Below are 25,572 nucleotides of genomic sequence, written 5' to 3' on the forward strand. Positions count from 1 at the left end.
ATGAGCGGGGCCGTGCCGGGGTGGAAGGCCGCGCTGGTCACGCGGCTGCGCCATTTGCTGCTGTTCGCCGCGTTCGGCGGCGTCGGCACGCTGGCGCAATATGCCGTGCTGATCTCGCTGGTTCAGAGTGGCCTTGCCGGGCCAGTGGCCGGTTCCTGCGCCGGCTTCGTTGTCGGTGGACTGGTGAACTACCAGCTCGGTCGGCGGCTGGTGTTTCGCTCGTCGAAGCCGCATGGCGAGGCCATGGCGAAGTTCTTCACCGTCGCCGGGATCGGTCTGGCGCTGAACGCGCTGTTGATGACGCTGCTCACCGGTCCTCTTGCCGCGCCCTATCTGCCGGCGCAAATCCTTGTCACCGGGCTTCTGGTGCTCTGGCACTATGCCGGCAATGCCTTGTGGACATTCCGGGCGGCGCACCCGGCGCGGCCTCCGAAGCAGGGGTGAGTCTTTTCAAGACGGCTTGACTCTCGGCGCGGATGGAGTCGTTTTAGAAGGAACAAAACATGAACATATGAGCGCCCCATGGACCCGATCCGCGATGTGGCGGCGCTGCGGCAGATGCTCGCCGGGCTGGAGGCGGAGCGTCTACCCGGCGTCGACCAGTACTTCTCCCTCGGCGCCGCGGGCCCCGAGGCCGGTGGCGTGCGCCTTGCCCGCGGCGCGCTGCATGAGGTGCAGGCGGTGGCGAACGCCGACATGCCCGCCGCCACCGGCTTCGTGCTGGCGCTGGCGCAGCGCGCCCGACCCGGCGGGGCCGGGGAGGGGCGCCCGCTTGTGTGGGTGCGCCAGGACATGGCGGAGGTCGAGTTCGGCCGGCTCGACGCGCCGGGCTTCGCCGCGCTCGGGCTGGACCCGGCCCGTCTCCTCCTGGTGCGGGCGCGCGACGGGGCGGAGGTGCTGCGCGCCGCCGGCGATGCGGTGCGTTGCGCCGGGCTCGGCGGGCTGCTGATCGAGATCTGGGGCACGCCGAAGGCGCTCGACCTCACCGCGACGCGCCGTCTCGGCCTGCGGGCCTCCTCCTCCGGGGTGACGAGCTTTCTGCTGCACGCCGCTGCGCAGCCGGCTCCCACGGCGGTGGCGACGCGCTGGCGCGTGGCGCCGGCGGCCTCCCTCCCGCTGGAGGGGGACGCGCCGGGGGCGCCGGCCTTCCGCGCCACCCTGCTGCGCCATCGCGGCGGCGAGGGCGGGCGGCCGGTGGAGGGCGGCGACTGGACATTGGAGTGGGACCATGAGGCCTGTACCTTCCGCGACCTCGACCCGCTATCTCGCGCTGTGGTTCCCGTTCCTGCCGGCCGACCGGATCGCGCGGCTGCGCCGGAGGCGCGGCGGGGCGATGTCCTCGCGCTGCGCCGCGCCGGCTGAGGGCGGGCGGGCGGCAGCGGGGACGGGGGACGATCCCTTCGCCCCGGCACCGCTGGTCTTCGTCGAGAAGCTGCAGAACGCGCTGCGCCTCGCCGCGCTCGACCGGGCCGCGCGCCGGGCTGGGCTCGCCCCCGGCCTGACGCTGGCGGATGCGCGCGCCCGCGTGCCCGATCTCGCCGTGCTGGATCACGACCCCGCCGCCGATGCGGCCTTTCTGGAGGAGGTGGCGGATGATTGCGACCGCTGGACCCCGCTGGTGGCGCTCGACATGCCCGATGGCGTGCCGGACGGGCTCATGCTCGACATCACCGGCTGCGCGCATCTCTTCGGCGGCGAGGCGGCGCTGCGCCTCCGCCTGCTCGCCCATCTCCAGCGCCATGGCCTCGAGGCTCACGCCGTCATCGCCGGCACGCCGGATGCCGCCCGGGCGCTCGCCCGTTCCGGCAAGGGCGGGGTGGTGCCACCGGGCGGGGAGGCGCCGGCGGTGGCCGGCCTGCCCGTCGCCCGGCTCGGGGTAAGCGCGGACATCGTCACCGGGCTGTCCCGCGCCGGGCTCAAGACCATTGGCGACCTTGCCGCCCGCCCCGGCACGCCGCTCGCGGCCCGCTTCGGTGAGGATCTGCTCAGGCGGCTGGCGCGCACGCTCGGGCGCGAGGATGCGCGTCTGGTACCGCGCCGCCCGTTGCCGGAATGCATTGCCGAGCGGCGCTTCGCCGAGCCCATCGCCCGCAGTGCCGACATCGAGGCGACGCTCGCCCGGCTGGTCGACGATCTCGCCTTGATGCTGGAAGCGCGTGGCGAGGGCGGGCGGGCTTTTGAGGCCAGCTTTTTCCGCACGGATGGCGCCGTACGGCGGCTGCGGATCGAGACCGCGCGGCCGCTGCGCGACGGCGCGGCGCTCGCCCGGCTCTGGCGCGATCGGATCGAGGCGCTGGCCGACCCGCTCGATCCCGGCTTCGGCTTCGATCTCGTGCGGCTCGGCGTGTTGCGGGCCGAGAAGCTCACCCCGGCACAGGTGAGCCTCGATGGCCGCGCGGTGGAGGAAGAGGAGGTCGCCGCGCTGATCGACCGGCTCGCCGTGCGGCTGGGACGCGAGCGGGTGCTGCGCTTCCTTCAGCGCGACACTCACGACCCCGACCGCGCCAGCGCGCTGGTGCCGGCCGGCGCCGCGCCCGCGCCAGTGCCTGCGCCGACCCTGCCGGACGTGCCGGCGCGCCCGCTCACCCTGTTCGACCCGCCCCAGCCGGTGGAGGCGCTGGCCGAAGTGCCGGACGGCCCGCCCTTGCGTTTCCGCTGGCGGCGGGTGGTGCATGAGGTCGCCCGCGCCGAGGGGCCGGAGCGGCTCGCCCCGGAATGGTGGCGCCGGCCCGACATGGCACCGACGCGCGATTATTACCGGGTGGAAAACCGCGAGGGCCGGCGCTTCTGGCTGTTCCGCGCCGGCCTTTACGAGCGCAAGGCGCACGGCGAGGCCGACCAGCCGCGCTGGTTCGTGCACGGCCTGTTTCCGTGAGGCGGGGATGAGCGCGCCCTTCTATGCGGAACTCGTCGCCGCTTCGAACTTCTCCTTCCTGCGCGGAGCGTCCAGCGCGGGCGATCTGGTGGCGCAGGCGCTGATCCTCGGCCAGGCCGGGCTCGGCATCGCCGACCGCAACAGCGTGGCCGGGGTGGTGCGCGCCCATGCGGCGGTGAAGGAACTCGCCGAGCGTTACGCCGCCTTCTGGACCGCGCGGCGGAACGGGCACCCGCCCCCCGCACCAGCAGGGGTGGAGGAAGACGATCTTCTTACCCGCGTGTTGCGCCACCGGGCGGAGGCGGCGGCCGATGCCGGGCGCGAGGCGGCGCTACCCTTCACCCTCGCCGTGGGGGCGCGGCTGGTCTTTGCCGATGGAACCCCCGACATCGTCGCCCATGCGCAGACGCGCGCCGGCTGGGCAAGGCTGTGCCGGCTGCTCACCCAGGGCAATCTGCGGGTTGGCAAGGGAGAGTGCAGGCTGCTGCTCGACGACCTGCTGGCCGATGCCGGCGGGCTCTCGCTCATCCTGATGCCGCCGGACGATATGCCGGCTAATGGGCTTCCGACGCTGATCCCCCTCCTGGCGTCGCTAAAAGAGGCGGCGCCCGGCGCGCTGTGGCTCGGCGCCACGATGCGCCGGCGCGGCACCGACAGGCGCCGGCTGGCGGGGCTGAAGGCGCTGGGGGCGAAGCTGGGACTGCCGCTCCTCGCCACCAATGACGTGCTCTACCATCACCCCCATGAGCGCGACCTGCAGGATGTGCTCACCTGCATCCGCGAAGGCGTCACGCTGGAGACGGCGGGGCGGCGGCTGGAGGCCAATGCCGAACGCCACCTGAAAAGCCCGGCGGAGATGGCGCGGCTGTTCCGCGCGGCGCCGGAGGCGGTGGAGGAAATCGCAGCCTATCTGGCCTGCCTCGATTTCTCGCTTGGCCAGCTCAAATATGAGTACCCGCAGGAGCCGGTGCCGCCCGGCTATACCCCGCAGCAGCGGCTGGAGGAACTGACCTTCCAGCGCGCCGCCATCCGCTATCCCGACGGCGTGCCCGACAAGGTGGAGCGCCAGCTCAAGGTGGAACTGGGGCTGATAGGCGAGCTCGGCTACGCGCCCTATTTCCTCACCATCCGCGACATCGTCGATTTCGCCGAGCGGCGCGGCATTCTCTGCCAGGGGCGCGGCTCGGCGGCGAATTCCGCCGTGTGCTATGTGCTCGGCATCACCGCCGTCGATCCCGCGACCAGCAATTTGCTGTTCTCCCGCTTCATCGCCCGCGAGCGTAACGAGCCGCCCGATATCGACGTCGATTTCGAGCATGAGCGGCGCGAGGAGGTGATGCAGTACATCTATGAGCGCTATGGGCGGGAGCGGGCCGGCATTGTCGCCACGGTCATTTCCTATCGCCCGAAGAGCGCCATCCGCGATGTCGGCAAGGCGATGGGCCTCACCGAGGACATCACCGCCCGCCTCGCCGGCACTGTGTGGGGCAGTTGGGGGCGCGAGATCGACCAGCGCCAGGCGCGCGAGGCCGGGCTCGACCCGTCGAACCCGATGGTGGCGCGGGCGATCGGCCTCGCCACGCGCCTGCTCGGCTTTCCCCGCCACCTCTCCCAGCATGTCGGCGGCTTTGTGCTGACCCAGCACCGGCTCGACGAGACGGTGCCGATCGGCAATGCCGCGATGAAGGACCGTACCTTCATCGAATGGGACAAGGACGATATCGACACACTTGGCCTGCTCAAGGTCGACGTGCTGGCGCTCGGCATGCTCACCTGCATCCGCAAGTCGCTCGATCTCCTGCGCGCGCATGAGGAAATCGACTGGGGCCTCGCCGAGGTGCCGCGCGAGCAACCCGATGTCTACGACATGCTGTGCAAGGGCGATTCCATCGGCGTGTTCCAGGTGGAAAGCCGGGCCCAGATCAACATGCTGCCGCGCCTGAAGCCGCGCCGGCTCTACGACCTCGTCATCCAGGTCGCCATTGTCCGCCCCGGCCCGATCCAGGGCGACATGGTGCACCCCTATCTGCGCCGGCGCGACGGGCTGGAAAAGGAGAACTACCCCTCGCCGGCTCCGCCGCACAATCCCGACGAGCTGCGCGAGGTGCTGGCGCGCACGCTCGGCGTGCCGCTGTTTCAGGAACAGGCGATGCACCTTGCCATGGTGGCGGCGGAATTCAGCGATGCGGAGGCCAACCGGTTGCGCCGCGCCATGGCCACCTTCCGCCATAACGGCACCATCGGCACTTTCCAGAAGCTGCTGGTGGAGCGGATGAGCGCGCGCGGCTACGACCCTGCCTTCGCCGCCCGCTGCTTCGAGCAGATCAAGGGTTTCGGCGAATATGGCTTTCCGGAAAGCCACGCTGCCTCCTTCGCCAAGCTGGTCTACATCTCCGCCTTCCTCAAATGCCGCTACCCCGCGATCTTCGCCGCGGCGCTGCTCAACTCGCAGCCCATGGGCTTCTACGCCCCCGCGCAGATCGTGCGCGATGCGCGCGAGCACGGGGTGGAGATCCGTGGCCCGGACGTGAATTTCAGCTTCCACGACAACACGCTGGAGCGCGACGCGCCGGGCGTGCCGCTGGCGCTGCGGCTCGGCCTGCGCCAGCTCGATGGCTTCAAGGAGGAATGGAGCCGACAACTGGTCGAGGCGCGGGAGCGGGGATTCCTGCACGATGTGGAGACGCTTGCCCATCGCTCGCGCCTGCCGGCGGCGGCGCTCGCCAAGCTGGCGGATGCCGATGCCTGCCGCTCCATGGGGCTCGACCGGCGCGAAGCCGCCTGGGCCATGCGCCGCCTACCGGACGACACGCCGCTGCCTTTGTTCGCCGCCGCGCAGGCGCGCGAACTCGGCAGCGATGCGGACGCGCATCTGCCGCTCATGCCGCTGCCCGAGCAGATCGCAGTTGATTACCAGACCACGCGCCTGTCGCTGAAAGGCCATCCGATGGGCATGCTGCGCGCGGTGTTCGCGGCCGAGGGCGTGGCCTCCAGCGCCGAGGTCGCGGCGGCGCGCGACGGGGTGCGGCTGCGTGCGGCCGGCATCGTGCTGGTGCGCCAGCGGCCGGGCAAGGGCAACGCCATCTTCATGACGCTGGAAGACGAGACCGGCATCGTCAATGTGCTGCTGTGGACCCGCCAGTTCGAGCGCTACCGGGCGGAAGTGATGGGCGCCCGGCTCGTCGTGGTGGAGGGAAGGGTGCAGAAAAGCAAGGAAGGCGTAGTGCATGTGATGGGCGAGCGTGTATTCGACCGCACGGGCGAACTCGCCCGCCTGTTCGAGGATGTGCGCGCCATGCCTTCGCCGCAGGCCGATCCGGGCGAAGATGTGCGGGGGCAGGGGAAACCCCCGCCCGCCGGGCATCTGCTCGCCGGCCGGCGCAGCGGTCAGGGGCATCCCCGGCAGGTGCGGGTGTTGCCGAAATCGCGGGATTTCCATTGAAGGCACCGGCAGCCCGGCCTGTCGCGTGCGGCCGGTTCGGTGCTAGACGGGGAGCGACCTAAGGAGGAGACACAGATGGCGCAGCGCTTCGACGATTGGGAGAAGGACGACAAGGGGCATCTGAAGGTGTGGCCGATGCTGGCCTTCACCACCGCCCTGTTCGGCACCGACAAGGTTGGCCTGCGCCTGGAGATCGGCACCCAGCAGCCCAAGCCGGGCGAACCGGTGCCCGCGCTGCAGCTGGTGCTCGACCCCGCACAAGTACGGCAGCTCGGCGAGGCGCTGGCCGAGGCCGAGGCGCGCCTCGCCGATGCCCGCTTCACCAACCTCGCCACCTCGCGCCCCGGCAACGCTTGAGACGGGTTCGTCCGCGCCGCCGCGCGCAACCCTATGCGGCGAGGAACTGCGCGTCGGTCTGGTCGAGGCGGCGGCGGATCTGGGTGACGATGAGCTGCTCGTCGGGCAGGCAATTGTCATAGGTCAGCCGCTCGCCGGCCTTCACCGGCTTGAGCACCCGCGCCCGCTCGGCCAAGCCAAGGGGCAGGGCGAAGCTGTCGCGCGCATCGCGCCAACTCATCGTGTAGCCGCGATAGTCATATTCGCCGATCTTGCCGAGGACATCCCCCGGCTTGAGGTCGCGCTTGGCCACCGCCGTGCATTCGGCGACGGGATGATCCAGCACCTCCATGTCGCGCGTGCCGTGCATCACCGCGCGCACCGCCGAGAGGGGCACTTCCAGGCTGGTGAGGTGGTAGGGACGGATCAGCGCGAAGCAGGGGCCGGGGCCGACCTTGAGGTCGGCCATGCGCTCGATCACCCGGTCATGGCGCGGCTTGACGATGCAGAACACGCCCGGTGCCACGCCCTTGCCGAGCGTGAAGTCGACCACGCCCGAACGCGAGAGGATGCCGCCATCCTCCTTGGTGCACAGCACCTGCGCCAGCACGTCGCGGTCGGCATGCGGGCCGTGCATGCCGGGCACGTCAGGCACGAGGCCGGTGGCATTGGCCAGCGCCGTCATCTCCACCATGGTCTTGGAGCCGTCGACGAATTCCACCAGCATGCGCGGGTTCATGTTGCGCGCCCGCGCCTCCTCCTCGAACTCGTCGGGGACGGCATCCGGCTTGAACGCGTTGTTCTTGGCCTTGCCCGCACAGACAATGTCAAAGCCCAGCGCCTGGGCGAAGCCGATCAACTCGATGGTGGCGGCCGGCTCGTCGCCCGCCGCGCCGGTGAGCACCACGCCCGCCGCGCGCGCCTCCTGCTTGAGGTAGCGGCCGATGGTGATGTCGGCCTCCACGCTCAGCAGCACCACATGCTTGCCGTTGCGGATCGCCTCCAGCGAGACGAGGGTGCCGATATTCGGGCTGCCGGTGGCGTCGATCACCACGTCGATATGGCCCGACGCGCACATGGCGGTGTAATCGTCGGTGATGACGAAATGGCCGGCCTCGATGGCGCGGTCGATGGCGGCGCTGGTGGCGGCGCTAACGATGTCCTCGCGCCGGTGCCCGGCCATGAGCGCGGCGTCGATGGCCGCCTGGGCGTTCAGTTCGGTGACGGCGCCGATCCGCACGCCCGGCATGAGCGCCGCCTGCACGATAAGATCGGTGCCCATCTGGCCGGCACCGGCGAGGCCGATCGTTACCGGCCCATGCTTGGCGGTCCACTGTTCAAGTTCGGCGGCGATCCCCGTCCGCACGATCCCGTTGGCACCAAGCCTGTCTGCACCGAGCATACGCCCAACCCTTCCCTGAGGCGCGCCTGCGGCTTTCGGCGCAAGCGTCATTGTTCTTCGGTACTCGACATTTGTTCCGAGGCAAAGAGCGCGTGCGGCCGCATCCCGCGCTTCCACGTTTTCAGTAGGCGACGCCGGCCTCTTCCAGTACCGCCGCGGCGGTGATCTCGTCGGTGATGAACACGGTGGGACGCAGCATGCGCAGAGCGGCAAGCACCGCCTTGGCCTTGCCTGGCCCGCCGGAGGTGAGGATGCGCTCCGGTGTCGCCTGCAGCGTCTCGATCGGGATCGACATGACGCGGCTATTGATGGGGTGATCGACCGGCCGGCCCTCGATGTCGATGAAATTATAGACCACGTCGCCGACCGCGCCGGCGGCGATCAGCGAGGCCCAGTCGGCATCGGAGAAAAAGCCGAAGCGCAGCGAGGTGCTCTCCGATTCCATCTCGCCGACGCTCAGCACCACCGCGTCCATCTCGCGGGCGAGGTTGTAGACCGTGCCGAGGCCGCAGCGCTCGATCAGCGCCTGCTTGGTCTCGATGCTGTCGACAATGGCTGGAGCGGCGATCAGATGGCAATCGGCCTGGAACAGCCGGGAGAGCTGCCAGGCGAATTCCGAGGGGTTGTACTGCTTGGCCTTGGTGATGCCGCCCAGCAGCGAGATGACCTGCAAATTGGAGACGGTCTTCTCGTCGATGAAGCCGAGCGCGCGCATCAGCGTGCGGCCCCAGCCGAAGCCGATCTTCATGTCGGAGCGGATAAGATCGGAGATGAACAGCCCCGTTGCCGCGCCGATGGCGCTGGTGGCGTCGGCGAACGGGCCAGACACCGGAGCGACCACCGCCTCGCGCAGCCCGAACGCCTTCTGCAGGCCCATTTCCAACCGCGGCAGTTCGGCGATCTCGCGCGAGAGCGAGATTTTCACCTCATTAAGCTGGCGGGCATCGGCGAGCAGGCGCACCACCGTGACGCGGCCGATGTCCAGCGCCTCGGCGATGGCGCTCTGCGTCATGCCCTCGACATAGTACATCCAGGCCGCGCGAAGTCGCAGCCGCGCCGAGCGCCGTCCGGTCGGGCTCAGATCGGCGAGCGAGGGCGCCTCGCTCAGGCCGCCCGGCCTGGTCGTCGCAGCTCCACCCGACATCAACGTCACCCCCCGACGAAAGTCTCTCGGTTGCTATAGAGGAGGCCGGCGCCATCTTCAAACGAGGCGGCTCCGTCCGTCCGGGAATCGGCCCGGCGTTACGCAAAAACCCGCTTGTCCGCCGCGCCGGGCCGGCGCACGGTACCTGATGAAGGCACGCATGGTTCGGACATGTCCAATATCGACGACACGCTTCAGCTCAAGGATTTTCTCTGTTTCGCCGTTTATTCGGCGAACCATGCGTTCAACCGCGTCTACAAGCCGATGCTGGACCGGCTGGGCCTGACCTACCCGCAATACATCGCCATGGTGACGCTGTGGTCGGAGGAGGGTCTGACCGTCGGCCAGATCGGCGAGCGTGTGCTGCTGGAGACAAATACGCTGACCCCGCTGCTCAAGCGGCTGGAAGGCGCGGGCCTGGTGCGCCGGGTGCGCGACTCCGCCGATGAGCGACAGGTGCGGGTTTATCTCACCGAAAAGGGGCGGGCGCTGCGCCGGGAGGCGGAGCGAATTCCCGCCGAGATGGGCGTCTGCCTCGACCAGGAGGCCGAGGAACTACGCCTCCTGACCAGCGATCTCAGCCGCCTGCGCGACCGGCTGCTGGCGCGGCTCAAGCCGTCGTAGCGGCCTTTTCCAGCCCCTTCTCCGGGACGGCCTCCGCCTCCAATTCGATCTGCCCTTCGATGAAGCGCCGATGCCGGGCGATCTCGCCGGCGAGAAAGTCGAGAAACGCCCGCACGCGGGGCGAGTGCCGCAGGTCGGGATGGGTCAGCAGCCAGAGATCGGCAGCATAGTCATCATCCGGCGGGCCGAGCCGCACCAGCGAGGGACGCGCATCGCCGATGAAACAGGGGATATGGGCAATACCGATGCCCGCTTCCACCGCTTCGGCGAGGCCAAGCACGCTGTTGATCTTGTAAGCGACCTTGTCGGCGGCGACGTTTTCCTGAACGAATTTGACCGTCTTCAGCGAGCCGAGGCTGTCTCCCAACGATACCCAATTGCAGCTTTCGAGCTGGTCGGGCGTCACCGTGCGCGGCTCAGGGAAATCGGCGGCGCGACCGTAGAGCGCCCAGGCGATGCGGGCGACGCGCCGGCCGACCAGGTTCTCCGGCGGATTGTCGGTGGCGCGGATGGCGACATCCGCGTCGCGCTTGGAGAGATTGAGCGGCTGGTTGCTGAGCACGATGTCGAGCCGCACTTCCGGGTAGCGCTCGCGGAAGGTGGCGAGCATCGGCATCAGCAGGTGGATCAGCAGCGAATCCGGAGTCGTCACCCGCAGTTCGCCCGAGGGCGCGGGCTCGCGCCCGGCGAGCTTGCGGCCGACGGCGGTGATTTCCTCATCCAGCCGGTTGGCCAGCGCCACCATTTCCTCGCCCGCCGGGGTCAGCGCGTAGCCGGTGCGGTGGCGTTCGAACAGCACCGTGCCGAGCTGCTCCTCGATCTGCTTGAGCCGGCGGAACACGGTGGAGTGGTTGACCCCGAGCGTCATCGCCGCTGCCGGCAGGCCCTTGGCGTCCGCCACCGCCTTGATGAGGCGGAAATCGTCCCATCCGAGATTCTTGAAGGGCTCTGCCATGCTGCTCCCCACTGGTGGCGACAACCGGCGGCGCAAAGAGGAGTGCCGTCAGGTCCGCACATGACGGAGAAACGATAGCAGCACAGATGAGATTGCGTCAACGCAATTGATTGCCTCTGGCATTGCGTCGATGCCGGGTTATCTCTTGTCGCAACGGAGCGCAGATGGCGCTCACAGGAGGGCACATCATGAACCGCAATGGCATCCATCATGTGACGGCGATCGCCGGCAATGCGCGCCGCAACGTTGAATTCTACACCAAGACACTCGGCCTCCGGCTGGTGAAGAAGACGGTGAATTTCGACGATCCCGGCACCTATCACTTCTATTATGGCGACGAGGCCGGTTCGCCCGGCAGCATCCTCACCTTCTTCCCCTGGGATCATGTCGCTCCCGGCCGGCTCGGCATTGGTGAGACGCAGGAGACCGCCTTCCGCGTGCCGGCGGCTTCCATCGGCTATTGGACGCAGCGCTTTGTTGAGAAGGGCGTGGCGCACAGCGCGCCGGTGAAGCGCTTCGGCGAAACCGTTCTGGCGTTCAAGGACCCGCACGGCACACGTCTGGCGCTGGTCGGCGTCGCCGGGACGGAGAACGAGCCGGCCTGGCTTGGCACCGACGTCCCCGCCGAGAATGCCCTTCGCGGCTTTCACAGCGTGAACCTGCTGCTGGCCGAGGCGGCCCCCACCGGGGCGATCCTCACCGACGTGTTCGGCTTCACGGAGGTCGGCCGCGAGGGCTCGCTGGTGCGCTTCAAGGCTGAAGGCACGGACATTGGCGGCATCGTCGATATCCATGAGGCCGGCGGCTTCCTGCCCGCCCGCATGGGCGGCGGGTCGGTGCATCACATCGCCTTCCGCGCGGCGGATGACGCGGCTGAGTTCGCCATGGTGAAGAAGCTGAACGAGAACCATGGCATCGCCACCACGGAGCAGAAGGACCGCAACTATTTCCGGTCCGTCTATTTCCGCGAGCCCGGACACGTCCTGTTCGAGATCGCCACCGACATTCCCGGCTTCGCCGCCGACGAGCCGGCGGCGAATCTGGGCGAGGCGCTGAAGCTTCCCGGCTTCCTCGAGAGCCGCCGCAGCCAGATCGAGGCCGTACTGCCCGAGATCGCCTGAACCTCCGGCGCCGCCCCACCCGGGCGGCGCCCCCCTGTTCCAAACGAGGAGGCCGTCATGACCGACGCCGCGCTGTCCTTCGTGCATCGTTATGAGCCCGCCCGTGAGGCGGGTATCGCTCCGTTGCTTCTGCTGCACGGCACCGGCGGCGACGAGAACGACCTGATCCCGCTCGGGGGCATGATCGCGCCGGGGGCTGCCCTGCTGTCCCCGCGTGGCAAGGTTCTGGAAGGCGGCATGCCGCGCTTCTTCCGCCGCCTGCGCGAGGGCGTTTTCGACGAGGACGATGTGCGCGCCCGCGCCGCCGAAATCGCCGGCTTCGTCACGGAGGCGCGCGCCGCCTATGGGCTCGCCGCGCCCATCGCTGTCGGCTTTTCCAACGGCGCCAACATCGCCGCGGCCCTGCTGCTGACGCATCCAGGCGTGCTCGCAGGGGCGGTGCTGATGCGCGCCATGGTGCCGCTGGCCGAGCCGCCGGCCGCCGATCTCGCCGGCCGCAAGGTGCTGCTGCTCTCTGGCGCGATGGACCCGATCGTGCCGGAAGAGAATGCCGCCCATCTCGCCAGCCAGTTGCGGGAGGCGGGTGCCTCGCTCGAACACCGAATCCTTCCGGCCGGGCACGGCCTCTCCCAGGCCGATCTCACGCTGGCCCGCGACTTTCTGCGGGCTCCGGCGCGAACGGCTACCTGACGGTTGCCACATCCGGCGGAACCCGATGCCTCCACGCGCATTGCTGCCACGGCGCGGGTGTTCCACACTTGCGCCGTGGCGCGTCCGCCGGGGAGGTGATCATGCGTTGGGAAGATTTCCGCCGGAGCGGCAATATCGAGGACCGGCGCGGCGGAGGTTTTAGTGGCGGCGGGATGGGCCGGGGAGGCCTTGGCATTGGCGGGTTGATCATTGTCGGCCTCATCGCCTGGGCCACCGGCATCAATCCGGCCGTGCTGATCGGCGGCGCTGAAATCCTGCTCGGCGACGGCAGCCCGTCCAATCAGACCTCCCCGCAGCGCCAGAGCGCGCCTCCCCGTAACCTCAGCGCCGAGGATCAGAGGCTCGGCGATTTCGCCGCCGTGGTGCTCGCCCAGACCGAGGATGTGTGGACGCCGATCTTCAAGGGCGAGGGCGCGACCTATCGCGAGCCCGGCATGGTGCTGTTCACCGGCTCCACCAGTTCCGCCTGCGGCGCGGCGGATTCGGCCATCGGTCCCTTCTATTGCCCGCGCGACCAGAAAGTCTATCTCGATACCTCCTTCTTCAAGGACCTGCAGCGGCGATTCAAGGCGCCGGGCGATTTCGCTGCCGCCTATGTCATCGCCCATGAGGTGGGCCATCACGTCGAGAACCAGATCGGCCTGTTGGAAAAAGTGCAGGCCCGCCAGCGCCAGGCCTCGCGGTCCGAGGCCAACCTCCTATCTGTTCGGGTCGAGCTGATGGCGGATTGTCTCGCCGGCGTATGGGCGCACCATGCCGATGCGCAGTGGCGCATTCTCGAAGATGGCGATATCGAGGAGGCGATGAACGCGGCCGCTGCCATTGGCGACGACCGGCTGCAGAAGCAGGCGCAAGGTTTTGTGGTGCGCGACAGCTTCACCCATGGCTCCAGCGCCCAGCGGGTGAAATGGTTCCGGCAGGGGCTCGACAAGGGCTCGCTGACGCAGTGCAACACCTTCAATGGCCCGATCTGAGAGAGATGATGACCGACGAGACGCCTTTCGTGCCGCTCTCCATCGCGGTGCTCACCATTTCCGACACGCGGACCCTGGCGGAGGACCGTTCCGGCACCACGCTGGCCGAGCGGATCGAGAAGGCCGGCCATCGCCTTGCCGACCGGGCCATCGTGCCGGACGATGTCGAGGCGATCCGCGCCAGCGTGGCCGGTTGGATTGCCGATGAGGCCGTGGATGTGGTCATCACGACAGGCGGCACCGGCTTCACCGGGCGCGACGTGACGCCGGAAGCGGTGGAGCCGCTGTTCGAGAAGCGGATGGAAGGCTTCTCCACCGTGTTCCACATGGTGTCCTTCGCCAAGATCGGCACCTCGACCCTTCAGAGCCGCGCCACCGCCGGGGTCGCCAATTCCACCTATGTGTTCTGCCTGCCGGGTTCGCCCGGCGCCTGCCGTGACGGATGGGACGAGATTCTGGTCCACCAGCTCGACATCCGGCACAAGCCCTGCAATTTCGTCGAGATACTCCCTCGCCTCGACGAACATCTCAAGCGCGGCAAGCTGCGCGTGCCCACCGGCACGGCGTGAGGTTCAGCCTTCTTCGGGAAGAAGAATCTGCGAGCGCAGCAGGACGAGGCGCTTGCGCCCGACGCGCCTTAGCAGGCGGCGATCGGCATGCGCGCCCGCGACGTGGCCGCCGAGCGCCTCATAAAGGCGGCGATGCAGCAGCAGCCCCTGTTCGGGGCGCGGTCGCCCGGTGAGGGCATGCCGCATCATCGCGGCGGCCTCCTTCACTCGCGGCGAGACGCCGAAGCCGTCCAGTGCCAGGCGAAAGGTCGCGGCCCGCCGCTCGGCGGCTCCGGTGCGTTCGATCTGGTCGGTGAAGCTGCGCACCTCGCGCGCCCAGCCCTCCTGCAGCAGGCCGGCCGGCTCCAGAAAAAGCAGCCAGGGCGCCCGCGCCGCCGCGGCGCCCGCGCGCAGCCGCGCGCCAGCATCCTCCGGACCCGCGAGATATTCGCAGCCGGCGGCATCGGCGATGTCCGCCACTTCCGGCGTATCGCCCGAATCGACCAGCAGCACTTCCCGCACCAGCCCGGCGGCGGCGCCGGGCACCAGCGAGGCGAGGGTGGGAATCAGCCGCTTGGCGCCTGCGCCTGTGGGAATGACGACCGAGATCACGCCGTGGCCACCCTTGATGATCCGGGTCTGGAGAAGGCCGGGGAGGCGCCCCAAGCCCTGACGGAAGAAGCTTTTCCTGCCTATCGCACCGCTTCGCCGGCGTATAGTCCGGGCGCGGCCGCGCTGTCGTAATTCAGTCAATGTTCTTGATATGTTCTCAATGCTGCGCTACAGAATGAGGCCAGCGCGAGAGATATCGTCATGCAACGCTCCGTTCCCGATCGGCCTTCCGCCCCGCCCGCGCCCGTGGCCGCCGCCTCTCCCCGGCATCTGGGCCGGCTGGCGCAGCAGCGACGCGACGCCCGCGCGAAGGAGCGGGCCGAGGCCGAGCGCGATCCCACCGGCCTGTCCGACATGGATGCCCTCGCGCCGCCGCCGATGCCGGGCTGGCTGGTGAAGACCGAGCGCCGGCGCGGGCGTGGGGCGCTCTCCAATCCGGCCGGGCGCTTTGAGCCACACAGTCGTGAGCGATTCGACGATGGCTGGCTGGAATTGGACGACCTGCCAGCCTTCCGCACCAGCGTGACGGTGGAGAAGCCGCGCACCATTATCAATCGCAACGATTCGCCAGATGTCGGTTTCGATCGCTCGATCAACCCTTATCGCGGTTGCGAACATGGCTGTGTCTATTGCTTCGCCCGGCCGACCCACGCCTATCAGGGCCTGTCGGCCGGGCTCGACTTCGAGACGAAGTTGTTCGCCAAGCCCGACGCGCCGGAGCTTCTGGCCAAGGAACTGTCGAAGCCCGGCTATGAGCCGCGCACCATCGCGCTCGGCATCAACACCGACGGCTACCAGCCGATCGAGCGCGAGTGGCGGTTGACCCGGCGTATCCTCGAAGTGCTGCGCGATTTCGGCCATCCTGTCGGCATCGTCACCAAATCGGCGCTGGTGGTGCGCGATCTCGATATTCTCGCCCCGATGGCGGAAAAGGGACTGGTGAAGGTTGCGCTGTCGATCACCACGCTCGACGCCAAGCTGGCGCGGCTGATGGAGCCGCGCGCCGCAACGCCCGCACGGCGGCTCGACACGCTGCGCCGCCTTTCTGAGGCCGGCGTGCCGACCGCCGTGCTGGTGGCGCCTGTCATACCCGCCGTCACCGACGCCGAGATGGAGCGCATCCTCGACGCGGCGGCGGCCGCCGGCGTATCGGAAGCCGGCTATGTCATGCTGCGCGTGCCGCTGGAAATCCGCGATCTGTTCCGCGAATGGCTGCTCACCCATTTCCCTGACCGCTACCGCCACGTGCTGTCCCTGCTGAAGGAACTGCATGGCGGGCGGGAATATGATTCCACCTTCGGCCAGCGCATGACCGGCTCCGGCCCCTATGCCTGGACGCTGGCCCGCCGCTTCGAGATAGCGGTGGAGAGGCTGGGTCTGAACCGTCGCCCGACGCGCCTCTCGACCCGTCATTTCACCCGCCCGCCGCAGAAGGGCGAGCAATTGTCGCTGTTCGGAGAGGGCGCATGAGCGGGAACATGGGGATGAGTCCGGACGTAAGAGGCGCGCCTGCGGCGCACGACGGCGCTCCCGTGTCCGAGCCGAAAGGCACGGCGCGCGCCATGCCGCCGCTGCAGCTCTCGCTGGTCACGCTGGGCGTCGCGGATCTGAAGCGCTCGGTCACCTTCTATGAGGCGCTGGGCCTTGTGCGACGGGTGAAGGAGGCCACCGGCGCCGCCTTTTTCGACGCCGGCGGCGTGGTGCTCTCGCTCTATCCACGGGTCGAACTCGCCGCCGATGCCGGCGTGCTGGCGGGCCGGCCCGGGGCGTTTGGCGGCATCGCGCTGGCCTGCAACCGTGCAAGCCGCGCGGAGGTCGACACCACGCTGATCCGCGCCGTGGCGGCAGGTGGCCGGGCGCTGCGCCCGGCGCAGCCCACCTTCTGGGGCGGCTATTCCGGCTATGTCGCTGATCCCGACGGCCACCCCTGGGAGATCGCCCACAATCCCGGCTTTCCCTTCGATGCCACCGGCCGCATCATGCTGCCGGACTGAGGGGCACGGCTGCCATAAAGGGCATGCGGCATCGGCCTTGGCCGACGCCGCCATGGGCAAGGGGCGGGCTCAGTTGCCGCCAAGCAGCGGCGCCAGTTCCTTGTCGAGCTGTTCCGGACTCATCGCACCCGACACCTTCTTGCCGTTGATGAAGAAAGTCGGGGTGGAATCGATGCCCAGCTCGGCCCCGCGCTTGGCCACCTCGTCGATCTGGCCGGCGAGCTTGGTGTCGTTGAGGCAGGCATTGAACTGCTCTTCGGTCATGCCGCTCTGCTTGGCGATGGCGAGCAGCGCCTGTGCCGGATTGTTCGAGAACGCCCAGTTCTTCTGGGTCTCGAACAGCGTGTCGGTCATCGGGTAATATTTGCCCTCGCCGCCGCAGCGCGCCAGCATGAACGCCGCCTTGGCGACGATGTCGAGCGGGAATTCGCGCAGGATGAAGCGCACCTTTCCGGTGTCGATATATTTCTCCTTGAGCACCGGATAGGTGGTCTCGTGGAAATGTGCGCAGTGGCCGCAGGTCATCGAGGCATATTCGACGATGGTCACGGGTGCGTCGGCCTTGCCGAGCACCTGATCGGGCAGGGCGCCCGGTGCCATGAGCTTGGCGGTGTCGACCGTCTGCGCCTCGGCGGCCCCGATCAGGCTGCCGCCCAGCAGACCGAAAGCGGCGAGAGAAAGGGCGAGGGTGCCCGCACCTTCGAGGAAGCGACGGCGGTCGATCATGGTCGGTCTCCAGAAGCAGCCGGACAGGCCCGCCGGCGTGAAAATATGTGTCCGCGCCTTGCGCCTTTCCCTAGCGCGTACAGCCCATGCGCGATCCTGGCAACGGGGGCCAGCCGGGACCTGCCTCACCGCTGCGTGAAGCCACGGTCGCCGCGGTGCCGCCGGGGCCGGCCGCCGCGCGTCTCGCGCGCCACCAGCGCGCCGAGCCGTGCCAGCGCAGCGGCGAGGGCGTCGTCCTCGAACGAACCCGCAATGGCGGCCAGGCGCTGGCGGGTGGCGCCGCATTCGGCTGCGTCCGGCTCCTGAAAGCGAAAGCGCGGGCGCGGGCGCGGCACCGGCCCCTGCTTCAATGCCAGCCGGCCGATGCAGCGCCAGCCGAAATAGCGGTTCACCCGGTCGATCACGATGGGCGCGTCGTGCTGCAGCTCGATGGCGAAGCCGCCCTCGACGCGGACATGCAGCACGCCCGGCTCGCCGCTCTCACCATGCGAGGGCCAGGCGAGCTTGATCGGCACAGCCCGCGCCGCCAGCGTCTCGCCGACAATATCGGCCCAGCGGGTGACGATCTCCACCGAGGCCAGCCCGCGCCGGCGGCAGCATTCGGCAATGGCGCTGTCGATGAGATCGGCGAGCGGGCGGGTGGGGGAACGCGGGGCCATTGTCACTCACGTCTTGCCCGGCGCGGCCGAAGCGGCCACGGTGCCGGCATTATCGCCGAGGATCGCATGCCTGCCGCCGCCAATCCAGCCATCGCTTACCCACCCTCGCCCGATCCGAGCGCGCTGCTCACCTGGTACGACCGCCACCGGCGGCGCCTGCCCTGGCGCGCTCTCCCCGGCGTACGACAGGACCCCTATCGCGTCTTTCTGTCCGAGATCATGCTGCAGCAGACCACGGTGGTGACGGTCGCGCCCTATTACGAGGCGTTTCTGCGCCGCTGGCCCGGCATCGCCGCGCTGGCTGCGGCGCCGCTGGACGAGGTGCTGTCCGCCTGGGCGGGCCTTGGCTATTACGCCCGCGCCCGCAATCTGCATGCCTGTGCCCAGGCGGTGGTCGAGCGTCATGGCGGCCACTTTCCCGCGACGGAAGCGGAACTGCTGGTGTTGCCCGGCATCGGCCCCTATACGGCGGCTGCTATCGCCGCCATCGCCTTCGAACGCCGCGCCGCTCCGGTGGACGGCAATTGGGAGCGGGTGCTGGCGCGGCTTTTCGCCGTGGAGGACGCGCTGCCCAAGGCCCGCCCCCGGCTGCGCACCCTGGCACTGAGCATTTTGCCGCAGGCGCGCCATGGCGATTTCGCCCAGGCGATGATGGACCTTGGCGCCACCATCTGCACCCCGCGCAAGCCCGCTTGTGCGCTCTGCCCATGGCAGGGCGCCTGCGCCGCCAGCGCCGGGGGAGTGCCGGAGCGCTATCCTGTCAAGGCGGCGAAGGCGGCAAGGCCGATCCGGCAGGGAGTCGCTTTCCTCGCCATACGCGCGGATGGCGCAGTGCTTGTGCGCTCGCGCCCGCGCAAGGGGCTGCTGGGCGGCATGAGCGAGGTGCCGTCGACTCCGTGGGAGCCGGGCGGGGTCGCCCATCCCGCTGTCCATGCCCCGTTCAAGACCGGCTGGACGGCGCTCAATGCCACCGTCACTCATGTGTTCAGCCATTTCGCGCTGGAACTCACACTCTGGCGAGCGGAGCTCCCGGCCGGACAGCCCGCGCCGGAGGGGCACCGCTGGGTGGCGCCGACAGGTTTCGACACCGAAGCCTTCCCTTCCGTCATGCGCAAGGTGCTGGCGCATCTCGAACCTTGTCCCCCTGGGCGGCGGGGATGACGCCGGCGTGAGTGAACCTTTCAGGGTGCGGATCGTTGTTCCTGCAAGCCGCTAGGAGCGGATGAAAACAGGAGATACGACCATGGGTAGCACGATGGACAAGGCTAAGGGCATGGGCAACGAGGCCATGGGCAATGTGAAGCAGGGCGTCGGCAAGATGACCGATTCCGAGCGTCTCCAGGCCGAGGGCAAGGCCCAGGAACTGAAGGGCGAGGCCCAGCAGGCCAAGGGCGAGGTCAAGGAATCGGTCAAGAAGGCCGGCAATCTCTGATCTGGGTGTATCCGACAAAACGAGGCCGCCCGCGAGGGCGGCCTTTTGCTGTGTGAGCCGTCGCGGGTGTGAACTCTACTCCGCCGCCATCGCCATTTCCGACCGCACCACGGCTCGGAGCGTGTCGATGGGGCGAAGACCCTCACGGGTGGCGATGTGCCAATAGGTCCAGCCATTGCAGGCCTCGATCCCCTGCGCCAGCGCCCCGGCGCGGTGGATCGAGCCGATCTGGCCCAGCCCGGGAGCCGTTTCCAACGACAGCGTGCCATCGGCGCGCACCAGAGCCCGCACCTTCGCCTTGGCGTCGGTCAGTAGCGTCCCCGGGGCGAGCAGGCCTCGCTCCACCAACGCGTTGAAGGCGATGCGCGGCGCCTCGCGCGCTGTCGGCGCCGGCACCAGCGCGAGATCGGGCAGCGGCTCGACCGCGTCGATGCGCGCCTGCGCGGCGTCGGCATAGGTGGGGTCGCGCTCGATGCCGATGAAATGGCGGCCCAGCCGCTTGGCCACCGCTGCCGTCGTGCCGGAGCCGAGGAAGGGATCGAGCACCACGTCGCCGGGCCTGGAGGCGGAAAGAATGACGCGGGCCAGCAGGGCTTCCGGCTTCTGCGTGGGGTGCACCTTATAGCCGCTGCCGTCCTTCAGCCGCTCATGGCCGGAGCAGATCGGGAACAGCCAGTCGGAGCGCATCTGCACGTCTTCATTGGCCGCCTTGAGCGCTTCGTAATTGAAGGTGTAGCCCTTCGCCCCCGGCTCGCGCGCCGCCCAGATCAGCGTCTCATGGGCATTGGTGAAGCGCCGGCCGCGGAAATTAGGCATCGGATTGGTCTTGCGCCAAACGATGTCGTTGAGGATCCAGAAATCGAGATCCTGCAGCAGCGCGCCGACGCGGAAGATGTTGTGATAGGAGCCGATTACCCACAGCGTGCCGGTGGGCTTTAGCACCCGTCGCACCGCCAGCAGCCAGGCGCGGGTGAAGGCGTCATACGCCTCGAAACTGTCGAATTTGTCCCAGGCGTCGTCCACCGCGTCGACCCGGCTGTCATCGGGGCGCTTCAACTCGCCCTGAAGCTGGAGATTATAGGGCGGATCGGCGAAGACCAGATCCACCGAGGCGGCGGGGAGCCGTGACAGGGCGGCGACACAATCGCCGCGAAGGATGCTGTCGAGGGGCAGTTGGGAGGAGAGGCCTGCGGGGCGGGCAATGCCGGATCGGGGAGCCCGGCGGGTCTCCCCGTTGCGAACGACCTTCATGAACGCTCTACCCTACTCGTAACGGACGCAACGGAACTCGTGTATCCACAATCTCCGACGGACAGGGTAAAGACCGGGTAAAGCGATGCCGCCAAATCGACATTCATCTCCGCTTGCTGCTTCGGCGCCGTTCCCGCGCTGGCATGGCGACGGGCTCGCCGGCCGCTCGCTGCGCTTCACAGCGACGATCATGGCGCCCATGGCCGCGGGGCTTGCGCTGCACCAAAATTACTGGGTCGGCTATGCGCTGCTCACCTGCATCCTCGGCTTCACGCTGGATACGGGCGGCACCGCCGCGCAGCGCGCGGTGCTTTTCGCCACCGCCGGCCTGGTGGTGCTTGCCGGCGCGGCGCTCGGCGCCGGTGTGGCCGGCCATCTCTGGCTCACCGCGATGGCGGTGGTGGCGGCCGCGGCGCTCTATGCGCTGGTGGAGGCGGTGCACCCGAGCGCGGCCTTCGCGGCCCGCTTCTTCTGCCTCGCCACAGCGATCGCCGCGCTCGACGTGCCATTTCAGCCGAGCGATGTCGTGATCATCGCCCTGTTCGCCGCCTATGCCTGGCTGGTGTCGGTAGGATGGGATATGGCGACCGGCCTGTGGCGGCCGTCAACAGCGCCGACTCTTGCCGCCATCCTTGCGCATCTGCGGGCAACGCGAGGCGAGGGCGCGCTGTTCGCCGGCATCGTGGCCGTGGCGGTGGCGCTCTCCTTCCTTACCGGGCGGCTGCTCGGCCTTCCGCATCCGCACTGGGCTGTGTTCGCGGTGGTGATCGTTCTGCGCGACGACACACAGTCCAGCCGCCAAATGATGCGCGATCTTGCCCTGGGGACGGTGCTCGGGGCGGGGGCAGCGGTTCTCTACGGCGCGCTCTTCACCTCGCCGGCGGGATTGATGGTCGGGCTCACCCTGGCGGCGCTGGTGCGCTGGCCCGGGCAGCTTCTGCACGGCGCGCTCGGCATGGCGGCGATGGCGGCGTTCATCATCCTGCTGCTGCAACTGGTGGGCACGCTAATGCACATCCCCATCCATGCCGCAGCCGACCGGATCGTCGATATCAGCCTCGGCTGCGGCTTGTCGCTGGCCGCGCTCCTGGTGAATGCGCGCCTGCGCCGCTGGCTCGGCTGGCAATCCTAGGCGGCGCTGAACGGCGCCGGCGAAACCGGCGCGAAATAGCCCGCAAAACCGCAACATGTCGTGGATCGGTGAGGCTCGACCACTTGAACTTGTGTCAGGCGGGCGGCACCCTAGGGGCATGAAATTCACCCGCCTGCGCCTCACCGGCTTCAAGACCTTCGTTGAGCCGACCGAAATGCTGATCGAGCCCGGCCTTACCGGCATTGTGGGCCCGAATGGCTGCGGCAAGTCGAATCTCGTCGAGGCGATGCGCTGGGTGATGGGCGAGAGCTCGTACAAGGCCATGCGCGCCGAGGGCATGGACGACGTTATCTTCGGCGGCTCCACTACGCGGCCCGCCCGCAACACCGCCGAAGTCGTACTGGTGGTCGACAATGGCGACCGCTCGGCGCCCGCCGTGTTCAACGACGCCGACATGCTGGAGATCTCCCGCCGCATCGAGCGCGAGGCGGGTTCTTCCTACCGTATCAACGGGCGCGAGGCGCGGGCGCGCGACGTGCAGATTCTGTTCGCCGATGCCTCCTCCGGCTCGCGTTCGCCCTCCATGGTGCGGCAGGGTCAGATTGGCGAGATCGTCGGCGCCAAGCCGACCGCGCGGCGCCGCCTGCTGGAGGAAGCCGCCGGCGTTGCCGGGCTGCATGCGCGCCGGCACGAGGCGGAGATGCGCCTGCGCGCGGCCGAGACCAATCTCACCCGTCTGGAAGACGTTATCGGCCAGATTTCCGGGCAATTGGACGCGTTGCGGCGGCAGTCGCGGCAGGCGTCGCGCTATCGTGTGCTCTCTGCCGACATCCGCAAGGCCGAGGCTGCGCTGCTCTGGCTGCGCTGGCTGGAAGCGGAGGCGGGGCTCAGCGAGGCGAGCCGGGCGCTTGACCTTGCGGTTCGGGAAGTCGCTGCCCGCACGCTGCAGCAGGGGGAAGCCGCCCGCGCCGCCGCTGTCGCCGCCCATGGCATTCCCGCCCTGCGCGAGGCCGATGCCGCCGCCGCTGCGGCGCTGCAGCGGCTGACCCTCGCCCGCGGCGAACTCGAGCGCGAGGAAGCCCGGGCCGGCGCCCGGCGCGAGGAACTCGACCGTCGCCTCGCTCAATTGTCGGGCGACATGGAGCGCGAGCGGGCGCTGGAACAGGATGCCGGCGAGATGCTGGAGCGCCTCGCCCTTGAGGCGGAGGAACTCGCCATCGCCCAGGAACAGGCGGCGCAACTGGAAGAAGAGGCGCTGGCGCGCAATGGCGAGGCCGTGGCCCGGCTCACCGAATCCGAGCGCGCCTTTGCCGATGCGACCGCTGCCAATGCTGAAGCGGCGGCGCGGCGCGGGGCGCTGGAACGCGCCCTGCGCGAGGCGGGGGAAAGGCTGTCGCGGCTCGACCGCGATGTCGAACAGCTCGCCGGCCAGAAGCGTCAGCTCGACGCCAATGTCGACGCCGCCCGCCTCGAAGAGCGGCGCGACCGCGCCGAGGCGGCGCAGGAGGCCTTCGCGGCGGCCGAGACGGCGGCGCAGGAGGCGGAGAACGCGCATGCCGCCGCCCGCGCCGCGCTCGACCAGGCCCGCCGCCCGCTGAGCGAGGCGGAGCGGGCGGCGCAGCGGCTCGACACCGAGGCCCGCACCCTCGCCAAGCTGCTCGATGTCGGCACGCCGCGCCGCTGGTCGCCGGTGCTCGACTTCATCGAGGTGGAGCGCGGCTTCGAGGCCGCGCTGGGCGCGGCGCTCGGCGATGATCTCGAGGCGCCCTCCGACAGCGAGGCCCCGGTTCACTGGACGCTGCTGCCCGCCGCCGGCGACGCGCCACTGCCGGAAGGCGCCGAGCCGCTCGCCGCCCATGTGGTGGCGCCGCGGGTGTTGGCGCGCCGGCTCCAGCAGATCGGCGTGGTCGACCACCGCGACGGGCCGCGTCTCGCCGCGCAACTGAAAAGCGGCCAGCGCCTCGTCTCCCGCGAAGGTGATCTCTGGCGCTGGGACGGCTTGGTTGCGGCCGCCGACGCGCCCACCGCTGCGGCCCGGCGTCTGGCGGAGCGCAACCGTCTCGCCGACATCGAAGCGCAGCTCGAAGGCGCCCGCGCCGAAGTGAGCCGCCATCGCCGCGCGCTCGAAGCCTCGGAGGCTGCGTTGCGCGCCGCCGGCGCCCGCGAGAATGCTGCCCGCGAGGCGCGTCGCGCCAACCTGAGAGCGATGGAGGCGGCGCGTGACGAACTCGCCCGCGCCGAGCGCGCCGCAGCCGAACACGCCGCCCGGCTCGCGGCGCTCGGGGCCAATCTCGTGCGCCTGCAGGAAGACCGCGAGATCGCGGCTATCGCGTTGGAAGAGGCCCGGGCGGATGTCGCCGAACTGCCGCCTCCTGCTGCGGGCGAGGCCCAACTCGTGGAAATCCGCGCCCGCGTCGCCCGGGACCGCGCCGTCGTGGCGGAAACCCGGGTCCGTGCGGATGCGCTCGTGCGCGAGCGCGAGCAGCGCGTGCGCCGCCTCTCCACCATCGCCTCGGAGCGGGCTTCCTGGGAAGCGCGGGCGGGCGGCACGGGCGAGCGTGTGGCCGCGCTGCAGGCGCGCGTCGCCGAGGCGATGAGCGAGCGCGAGAACCTTGAGGATGCGCCGGTCCGGTTCGCCGCCCGGCGGCGGGCGCTGCTCGATGAGATCGCCCGTGCCGAGGCGGGGCGCCGGGAGGCGGCCGACAGGCTGGCCAGTGCCGAATCGCTGCAGGCGGAAGGCGACAAGCTGGCCCGTGCAACGCTCGACGCTCTCGCCGCCGCCCGCGAGGAAAGCGCCCGTGCCGAGGCGCGAGTGGAGGCGGCCCGCCAGCGCCGCGAGGTTCTGGCGCGGGAAATGACCGAGGCGCTCGAGGGGCCGCCGGAGACGGCGCGCGACATTGCCGGCTTCGCGCCGGACACGGCCCTGCCGTATCTGCCCGACCTCGAAGCCGAACTGGGCCGGCTGCGCGCCGACCGCGAGCGGCTGGGCGCGGTGAATCTGCGCGCCGAGGAGGAACTGGCCGAGATCGAGACCCAGCAGAAGGGACTGACCGGCGAGCGCGACGACCTTACCGAGGCGATCAAGCGGCTGCGCCAGGGTATTTACAGCCTGAACCGCGAGGCGCGCGAGCGGCTGCAGGCCAGCTTCAACGTCGTCGACGGGCATTTCCGCCAGCTTTTCACCACGCTTTTCGGCGGTGGCGAGGCGCAGCTCGTGCTGACCGATTCGAACGACCCGCTGGAAGCCGGTCTCGACATCATCGCCAAGCCGCCGGGCAAGAAGCCGCAATCGCTCTCGCTGCTGTCCGGCGGCGAACAGGCGCTCACCGCGATGGCGCTGATCTTCGCTGTGTTCCTTACCAACCCGGCGCCGATCTGCGTTCTGGACGAAGTGGATGCGCCGCTCGACGACGCGAATGTAGAGCGCTTTTGCAATCTGCTCGACGAGATGCGCCGTCTCACCGAAACGCGCTTCGTCACCATCACCCACAACCCTATCACCATGAGCCGGATGAACCGGCTGTTCGGCGTCACGATGGCCGAGCGCGGGGTCTCCAAGCTGGTCTCCGTCGACCTTGCGACCGCAGAGCGCTTCCTCGAGGCGAGCTGATCACGCCGCACGCGGCCCCACGGTACGGGTAATTTCGGATGCGCAGCTGGCATGCCAAAAACA

At 69.3% G+C, this 25,572-nt stretch carries 23 protein-coding genes; 16 read left to right on the forward strand and 7 right to left on the reverse strand.

Going from position 1 to position 25,572, the window contains the following annotated elements:
* From AAC979_RS20145 to AAC979_RS20165, 5 genes are all read left to right on the forward strand, one after another.
* Complete coding sequence (locus tag AAC979_RS20145; RefSeq protein WP_371348664.1) at positions 1 to 444, forward strand: GtrA family protein; 444 nt, start codon at positions 1 to 3, stop codon at positions 442 to 444.
* A gap of 78 nt (positions 445 to 522) precedes the next feature.
* Positions 523 to 1,362: an ImuA family protein gene (locus tag AAC979_RS20150; RefSeq protein WP_371348665.1), complete on the forward strand. Its 840-nt coding sequence runs from the start codon at positions 523 to 525 to the stop codon at positions 1,360 to 1,362.
* Positions 1,363 to 1,432: 70 nt separating this feature from the next.
* Positions 1,433 to 2,875 (forward strand): DNA polymerase Y family protein, encoded by a 1,443-nt coding sequence (locus AAC979_RS20155; protein ID WP_371349109.1) that lies wholly within the window; start codon positions 1,433 to 1,435, stop codon positions 2,873 to 2,875.
* Positions 2,876 to 2,882: 7 nt separating this feature from the next.
* Entirely contained in the window at positions 2,883 to 6,317 is a 3,435-nt protein-coding gene (locus AAC979_RS20160) for an error-prone DNA polymerase (RefSeq protein WP_371348666.1), read from the forward strand.
* Positions 6,318 to 6,392: 75 nt separating this feature from the next.
* A complete protein-coding gene (locus AAC979_RS20165) occupies positions 6,393 to 6,674 on the forward strand; it encodes a hypothetical protein (protein WP_371348667.1) in 282 nt (93 codons plus the stop codon).
* A 31-nt stretch (positions 6,675 to 6,705) separates the two neighbouring features.
* Here the strand turns inward: AAC979_RS20165 and AAC979_RS20170 are convergent, their stop codons facing one another.
* Both AAC979_RS20170 and AAC979_RS20175 read right to left on the reverse strand, forming a co-directional pair.
* On the reverse strand, positions 6,706 to 8,055 hold the full coding sequence (locus tag AAC979_RS20170) for an NAD(P)H-dependent oxidoreductase (RefSeq protein ID WP_371348668.1): 1,350 nt from the start codon (positions 8,053 to 8,055) through the stop codon (positions 6,706 to 6,708).
* A 121-nt stretch (positions 8,056 to 8,176) separates the two neighbouring features.
* Positions 8,177 to 9,199 carry a sugar-binding transcriptional regulator gene (locus tag AAC979_RS20175; RefSeq protein ID WP_371348669.1) on the reverse strand — a complete coding sequence of 341 codons (1,023 nt, stop codon included), beginning with the start codon at positions 9,197 to 9,199 and terminating at the stop codon, positions 8,177 to 8,179.
* Between the two features lie 171 nt (positions 9,200 to 9,370).
* On the opposite strand from AAC979_RS20175, the gene AAC979_RS20180 reads away from it, so the two are divergent.
* Entirely contained in the window at positions 9,371 to 9,823 is a 453-nt protein-coding gene (locus AAC979_RS20180; RefSeq protein WP_371348670.1) for a MarR family winged helix-turn-helix transcriptional regulator, read from the forward strand.
* Here the strand turns inward: AAC979_RS20180 and AAC979_RS20185 are convergent.
* Entirely contained in the window at positions 9,810 to 10,778 is a 969-nt protein-coding gene (locus AAC979_RS20185; RefSeq protein WP_371348671.1) for a LysR family transcriptional regulator, read from the reverse strand. The two genes, AAC979_RS20180 and AAC979_RS20185, sit on opposite strands and share 14 nt — an antisense overlap.
* Before the next feature lie 188 nt (positions 10,779 to 10,966).
* On the opposite strand from AAC979_RS20185, the gene AAC979_RS20190 reads away from it, so the two are divergent.
* From AAC979_RS20190 to moaB, 4 genes are all read left to right on the forward strand, one after another.
* Positions 10,967 to 11,899 (forward strand): ring-cleaving dioxygenase, encoded by a 933-nt coding sequence (locus tag AAC979_RS20190; protein WP_371348672.1) that lies wholly within the window; start codon positions 10,967 to 10,969, stop codon positions 11,897 to 11,899.
* Between the two features lie 57 nt (positions 11,900 to 11,956).
* The gene (locus AAC979_RS20195; protein WP_371348673.1) at positions 11,957 to 12,589 is read left to right on the forward strand and encodes an alpha/beta hydrolase; all 633 of its coding nucleotides are present in this window, start codon (positions 11,957 to 11,959) and stop codon (positions 12,587 to 12,589) included.
* A 101-nt stretch (positions 12,590 to 12,690) separates the two neighbouring features.
* Positions 12,691 to 13,584, forward strand: coding sequence for a neutral zinc metallopeptidase (locus AAC979_RS20200; RefSeq protein WP_371348674.1), 894 nt, complete (start codon positions 12,691 to 12,693; stop codon positions 13,582 to 13,584).
* An 8-nt stretch (positions 13,585 to 13,592) separates the two neighbouring features.
* Positions 13,593 to 14,153 carry a molybdenum cofactor biosynthesis protein B gene (gene moaB / locus AAC979_RS20205; protein WP_371348675.1) on the forward strand — a complete coding sequence of 187 codons (561 nt, stop codon included), beginning with the start codon at positions 13,593 to 13,595 and terminating at the stop codon, positions 14,151 to 14,153.
* A gap of 3 nt (positions 14,154 to 14,156) precedes the next feature.
* On the opposite strand, the gene AAC979_RS20210 is transcribed toward moaB, so the two are convergent.
* Positions 14,157 to 14,744, reverse strand: a complete 588-nt coding sequence (locus AAC979_RS20210) for a glycosyltransferase (RefSeq protein WP_371348676.1) — start codon at positions 14,742 to 14,744, stop codon at positions 14,157 to 14,159.
* Positions 14,745 to 15,098: 354 nt separating this feature from the next.
* Between AAC979_RS20210 and AAC979_RS20215 the strand changes: the two genes are divergently transcribed.
* Positions 15,099 to 16,214, forward strand: coding sequence for a PA0069 family radical SAM protein (locus AAC979_RS20215; protein WP_371349110.1), 1,116 nt, complete (start codon positions 15,099 to 15,101; stop codon positions 16,212 to 16,214).
* A 92-nt stretch (positions 16,215 to 16,306) separates the two neighbouring features.
* Positions 16,307 to 16,738, forward strand: coding sequence for a VOC family protein (locus AAC979_RS20220; RefSeq protein WP_371349111.1), 432 nt, complete (start codon positions 16,307 to 16,309; stop codon positions 16,736 to 16,738).
* Positions 16,739 to 16,807: 69 nt separating this feature from the next.
* Here the strand turns inward: AAC979_RS20220 and AAC979_RS20225 are convergent, their stop codons facing one another.
* Both AAC979_RS20225 and AAC979_RS20230 read right to left on the reverse strand, forming a co-directional pair.
* Positions 16,808 to 17,464 (reverse strand): DsbA family protein, encoded by a 657-nt coding sequence (locus AAC979_RS20225; RefSeq protein WP_371348677.1) that lies wholly within the window; start codon positions 17,462 to 17,464, stop codon positions 16,808 to 16,810.
* 125 nt (positions 17,465 to 17,589) lie between these two features.
* Complete coding sequence (locus AAC979_RS20230) at positions 17,590 to 18,123, reverse strand: DUF721 domain-containing protein (protein ID WP_371348678.1); 534 nt, start codon at positions 18,121 to 18,123, stop codon at positions 17,590 to 17,592.
* Between the two features lie 66 nt (positions 18,124 to 18,189).
* Between AAC979_RS20230 and mutY the strand changes: the two genes are divergently transcribed.
* Complete coding sequence (gene mutY, locus AAC979_RS20235) at positions 18,190 to 19,284, forward strand: A/G-specific adenine glycosylase (protein WP_371348679.1); 1,095 nt, start codon at positions 18,190 to 18,192, stop codon at positions 19,282 to 19,284.
* Between the two features lie 82 nt (positions 19,285 to 19,366).
* Complete coding sequence (locus AAC979_RS20240) at positions 19,367 to 19,555, forward strand: CsbD family protein (protein ID WP_371348680.1); 189 nt, start codon at positions 19,367 to 19,369, stop codon at positions 19,553 to 19,555.
* Between the two features lie 75 nt (positions 19,556 to 19,630).
* Here the strand turns inward: AAC979_RS20240 and AAC979_RS20245 are convergent, their stop codons facing one another.
* Positions 19,631 to 20,806 carry a site-specific DNA-methyltransferase gene (locus tag AAC979_RS20245; protein WP_371348681.1) on the reverse strand — a complete coding sequence of 392 codons (1,176 nt, stop codon included), beginning with the start codon at positions 20,804 to 20,806 and terminating at the stop codon, positions 19,631 to 19,633.
* Positions 20,807 to 21,005: 199 nt separating this feature from the next.
* Between AAC979_RS20245 and AAC979_RS20250 the strand changes: the two genes are divergently transcribed.
* Entirely contained in the window at positions 21,006 to 21,938 is a 933-nt protein-coding gene (locus AAC979_RS20250) for an FUSC family protein (RefSeq protein ID WP_371348682.1), read from the forward strand.
* A 118-nt stretch (positions 21,939 to 22,056) separates the two neighbouring features.
* A complete protein-coding gene (locus tag AAC979_RS20255; RefSeq protein ID WP_371348683.1) occupies positions 22,057 to 25,509 on the forward strand; it encodes a chromosome segregation SMC family protein in 3,453 nt (1,150 codons plus the stop codon).
* The last annotated feature ends 63 nt before the right edge of the window (positions 25,510 to 25,572 follow it).

It is taken from the genome of Ancylobacter sp. IITR112 (assembly GCF_041415945.1).
In the GTDB taxonomy this organism is placed as follows: Bacteria; Pseudomonadota; Alphaproteobacteria; order Rhizobiales; family Xanthobacteraceae; genus Ancylobacter.

Excerpts from the sequence above, each read along its gene's own strand:
- AAC979_RS20145 (WP_371348664.1), top strand. The coding sequence starts at position 1 with ATGAGCGGGGCCGTGCCGGGGTGGAAGGCCGCGCTGGTCACGCGGCTG.
- AAC979_RS20150 (WP_371348665.1), top strand. The coding sequence starts at position 523 with ATGGACCCGATCCGCGATGTGGCGGCGCTGCGGCAGATGCTCGCCGGG.
- AAC979_RS20160 (WP_371348666.1), top strand. The coding sequence starts at position 2,883 with ATGAGCGCGCCCTTCTATGCGGAACTCGTCGCCGCTTCGAACTTCTCC.
- AAC979_RS20165 (WP_371348667.1), top strand. The coding sequence starts at position 6,393 with ATGGCGCAGCGCTTCGACGATTGGGAGAAGGACGACAAGGGGCATCTG.
- AAC979_RS20170 (WP_371348668.1), bottom strand. The coding sequence starts at position 8,055 with ATGCTCGGTGCAGACAGGCTTGGTGCCAACGGGATCGTGCGGACGGGG.
- AAC979_RS20175 (WP_371348669.1), bottom strand. The coding sequence starts at position 9,199 with ATGTCGGGTGGAGCTGCGACGACCAGGCCGGGCGGCCTGAGCGAGGCG.
- AAC979_RS20180 (WP_371348670.1), top strand. The coding sequence starts at position 9,371 with ATGTCCAATATCGACGACACGCTTCAGCTCAAGGATTTTCTCTGTTTC.
- AAC979_RS20185 (WP_371348671.1), bottom strand. The coding sequence starts at position 10,778 with ATGGCAGAGCCCTTCAAGAATCTCGGATGGGACGATTTCCGCCTCATC.
- AAC979_RS20190 (WP_371348672.1), top strand. The coding sequence starts at position 10,967 with ATGAACCGCAATGGCATCCATCATGTGACGGCGATCGCCGGCAATGCG.
- AAC979_RS20195 (WP_371348673.1), top strand. The coding sequence starts at position 11,957 with ATGACCGACGCCGCGCTGTCCTTCGTGCATCGTTATGAGCCCGCCCGT.
- AAC979_RS20200 (WP_371348674.1), top strand. The coding sequence starts at position 12,691 with ATGCGTTGGGAAGATTTCCGCCGGAGCGGCAATATCGAGGACCGGCGC.
- moaB (WP_371348675.1), top strand. The coding sequence starts at position 13,593 with ATGACCGACGAGACGCCTTTCGTGCCGCTCTCCATCGCGGTGCTCACC.
- AAC979_RS20215 (WP_371349110.1), top strand. The coding sequence starts at position 15,099 with ATGGATGCCCTCGCGCCGCCGCCGATGCCGGGCTGGCTGGTGAAGACC.
- AAC979_RS20220 (WP_371349111.1), top strand. The coding sequence starts at position 16,307 with ATGCCGCCGCTGCAGCTCTCGCTGGTCACGCTGGGCGTCGCGGATCTG.
- AAC979_RS20225 (WP_371348677.1), bottom strand. The coding sequence starts at position 17,464 with ATGATCGACCGCCGTCGCTTCCTCGAAGGTGCGGGCACCCTCGCCCTT.
- AAC979_RS20230 (WP_371348678.1), bottom strand. The coding sequence starts at position 18,123 with ATGGCCCCGCGTTCCCCCACCCGCCCGCTCGCCGATCTCATCGACAGC.
- mutY (WP_371348679.1), top strand. The coding sequence starts at position 18,190 with ATGCCTGCCGCCGCCAATCCAGCCATCGCTTACCCACCCTCGCCCGAT.
- AAC979_RS20240 (WP_371348680.1), top strand. The coding sequence starts at position 19,367 with ATGGGTAGCACGATGGACAAGGCTAAGGGCATGGGCAACGAGGCCATG.
- AAC979_RS20245 (WP_371348681.1), bottom strand. The coding sequence starts at position 20,806 with ATGAAGGTCGTTCGCAACGGGGAGACCCGCCGGGCTCCCCGATCCGGC.
- AAC979_RS20250 (WP_371348682.1), top strand. The coding sequence starts at position 21,006 with ATGGCCGCGGGGCTTGCGCTGCACCAAAATTACTGGGTCGGCTATGCG.
- AAC979_RS20255 (WP_371348683.1), top strand. The coding sequence starts at position 22,057 with ATGAAATTCACCCGCCTGCGCCTCACCGGCTTCAAGACCTTCGTTGAG.